A 2,976-nucleotide genomic window follows, 5' to 3' on the forward strand; every position below is an offset into this window, starting at 1 on the left:
CTCGCGAGGGTTGGCGCGGGCCTAGCAAGTCTTGACGATAAGGAAAAGAAGAACCGGCCCGCTGGTGATCAGCAGAGGCAAATGCAGCAAATAAGGATGCATGTTTGGTTCATGCCAGATGCCTAAAGCGTTTCGAGTAAAGTTTGAATCGGTGGGATTCCCATGAGGTTTGATTTGTGATTCACGATTTATGGGAGGATCACAATCATGCCAGCACCATTGCCAAAGGAACTTCGGGAGCGTTTTGGGCGATTGATCGCGGAGGGGCTATCAGGAAGAGAGGCGTCGCGCTGTCTTCAGGTGTCGCCTGCGACCGGTGCACGTTGGAGACGTCAGATACAGACGTCTGGCGCGGCCCAAATTGCTGTAATGGGGCGTCCGCCTGGCAGCGGAAAGTTGGCACCCCATGTCGGGTTCTTCCGCGAGTTGGTGGCTCAAGACCCCGACATCACCCTCTTTGAGCTGCGCGATGCCCTTGCCGATGCTGAGGGGGTCACTGTTCATCATTCGGCCATTGCCGGATTGCTAAAGCGCCTCGGCTTCACGCACAAAAAAAGTCGCTGGTGGCCACCGAACGCCGTCGCGCGAAAGTAAGACGGCAACGCGACGATTGGGCCGCTTATCGGTCTCCAGCCATCGCCCGGATGCCAGACCGCGTGGTGTTCATAGACGAAACGGCGGTGAAGACGAACCTCGCCCGGCTCCGTGGCTGGGCACCTCAAGGAGAGCGGCTGACTATGGACGCCCCCTTTGGAAGCTGGGGAACACAGACGCTGATCGCGGGTCTGACTCAGGACGCGTTGATCGCACCATGGGTCATCAAGGGCGCGATGGATGGCCCGGCATTTGCCGCCTACATCCGGGAAGTCCTCGTCAAGGAAATCGCGCCTGGCACCGTCGTCATCCTCGACAACCTCGCCACACACCGGAACAAAGAGGCAGCAAAGGCCCTGCGCCAGCATGGCTGTTGGTTCCTCTACCTGCCACCCTACTCACCCGATCTGAATCCCATCGAACAGGCCTTCTCGAAACTGAAAGCCCACCTGAGACGCATTGGAGCGAGGACATTCACCGAAGTCTTTGAGGCCATAGGATCAATCTGCGATCTCTACGACCCAACAGAGTGCTGGAACTACTTCAAAGCTGCCGGATATGTCTCAAACTAATCTCGAAACGCTTTAACTGGCGCGTCTCGTCACCCTCATAGGCGCGATCCATGACCATGGCCGCGCCCTGGGGTGGCGATTGCCAGCTTGCCAGCAGGGCGCGGCCCTCGGGGGCATCATGAGCATTTCCGCCAGATTGGCTGAAGGTCAGTGCAAAATGGTCATCTGCAGCAATCAGGTGGACTTTGGTGTTCCAACCGCCACGCGACTTGCCAATCGCTTGGGGGCCGTTTTTTTGGGCGCGCCGGTACCGTCGGGATGCACTTTGACGCTCGTACTGTCGAGGCCCAGACAGTCAACGGAAACACGGATCATATGGTGCTTTTGAAGGGCATCAAACAACCGGCCCAGAACGCCCGCATCAGCCCAACGGCGCATCCGGGTGTAAACCGTGTGCCATTTGCCGAAACGTGGTGGCAAGGCCCGCCACTTGCAACCGTTCTCGGCAACAAAGAGTATGGCGTTGATCACCGTCAGGTTCGAAACCTGCACATTCCCGCGCTGAACAGGCAAGTAGGGCTGGATCAGAGCGTATTGATCTTCTGTTATCTTATTCATAACAGACACTTAGCATAAAACCGCACTAGGTAATAGTGTTAACACGCCCTAGTTCAACCACTCCCCAATGATCGGGAAGTCCTGCCCAGAAATGGCCCGGGCGGAATGGATGCCGGATTGGAAACTGGCCTCCATGAAAGCAAGATAAAGATCGTTGTCGATCCAATCCCCAGTGACGGTCAGGTTATCATAGCCCGTGTCACCGGCCTTTATTCGGTGACTATTGGTGCCCGGCAGTGACAAAGTACAACGTTCCGAAGGGCCGCAATTGGCATGGCAATATTGCGAAGCAAGCCGTGCTTCGCCTTCAGCATCCGACGTGTCCACCATCAGCGACCAGTCGATCACTTTGGGATCATCCGGCAGAGCCGCGTTGGGCCATAACGTCGTGAGACCACCTATGGCAGGCACACGATCGGGATTATGAGATTGGCTTTTGAGGAACTTGATAAAGCTCTCGCGCGCCTGATCATCCATTTGCTTCTGGAACCCTGTTTCGGAGGGCGGGGGCGGATCAGTTGGACCCGGCTGCGCGCCGGTAAAATAGCCGATATTGCGCGGCTCATACCCGTCGGGCCAGGTTTCCTTGTCCAGAACCTGCGTCATGTCAGCCCATGTGTTGAACGGCTCCACAAACAAGCTGAGCAGCGGGCGCGGTGTCTCCCACCCCAGTTCTTCAAGCGATTTGGACATCCAAAGCTGCGCGGCAACGGTCTGGACCGATTTCACGTGGTCAACCATGTCACGCCATTGCGGGGTGTCTGCGTTTTCAACAAGTTCCTCGCACACGAAGCGAACAGCCCCAATTGGGATACCAAAGAGCACTTCGTCATATTCCTTGCCCATATGCAGGACGTGTTTGTTAACTTTTTGGCCGCTGTAATAGCTTTCCAGATCTATCCCTTCGACCGCGCCGGGGTCTTTCATCTGGCTATAATCGGGTTTCTCTGGCCAGCATTCGAGATCGAGGATATCGACGAGAGGTTGATAGCTCAGCGGGCCGTTTTTCAATTCCACCTGCCGGTTCATGGTGATTGAGGCGACGGTTTTGCGGTCTTCGGAGAGGTTCAGGGATTCAACCTTGTGGAAGAACGCAAACTTAACGCCGCGGTCTTTTAGAACCTGATACATAGGCGTGAACACGGTATCCCCCATGCCCGCTTGCATATCCACAGCCGCCTTCGCGTTCCGCGTAGCGGGGAAGATGGTGTCGTATGTGACGCTTGCCTCTACCCCGTGGGCCAGTGCAATC

2 protein-coding genes and 1 pseudogene are annotated in these 2,976 nt (G+C 56.3%); 1 reads left to right on the forward strand and 2 read right to left on the reverse strand.

Going from position 1 to position 2,976, the window contains the following annotated elements; genetic code table 11:
* The first annotated feature begins 207 nt into the window (after positions 1–207).
* A protein-coding gene (locus tag F6K13_RS26315; RefSeq protein ID WP_287288892.1) for an IS630 family transposase occupies positions 208–1,166 on the forward strand; the annotation gives its coding sequence in 2 pieces (ribosomal slippage) (positions 208–549 and positions 552–1,166; 957 coding nt in all).
* A 13-nt stretch (positions 1,167–1,179) separates the two neighbouring features.
* Here F6K13_RS26315 and F6K13_RS26320 read toward each other — a convergent pair.
* Both F6K13_RS26320 and F6K13_RS26325 read right to left on the reverse strand, forming a co-directional pair.
* Positions 1,180–1,724, reverse strand: a pseudogene (locus F6K13_RS26320) (IS5 family transposase); the annotation flags it as partial.
* Positions 1,725–1,772: 48 nt separating this feature from the next.
* Positions 1,773–2,976: hypothetical protein (locus F6K13_RS26325; protein ID WP_287288893.1), on the reverse strand; the 1,204-nt coding region annotated here is incomplete at its 5' end.

This window comes from Okeania sp. SIO2B9, from assembly GCF_010672505.1.
Lineage (GTDB): Bacteria > Cyanobacteriota > Cyanobacteriia > Cyanobacteriales > Microcoleaceae > Okeania > Okeania hirsuta.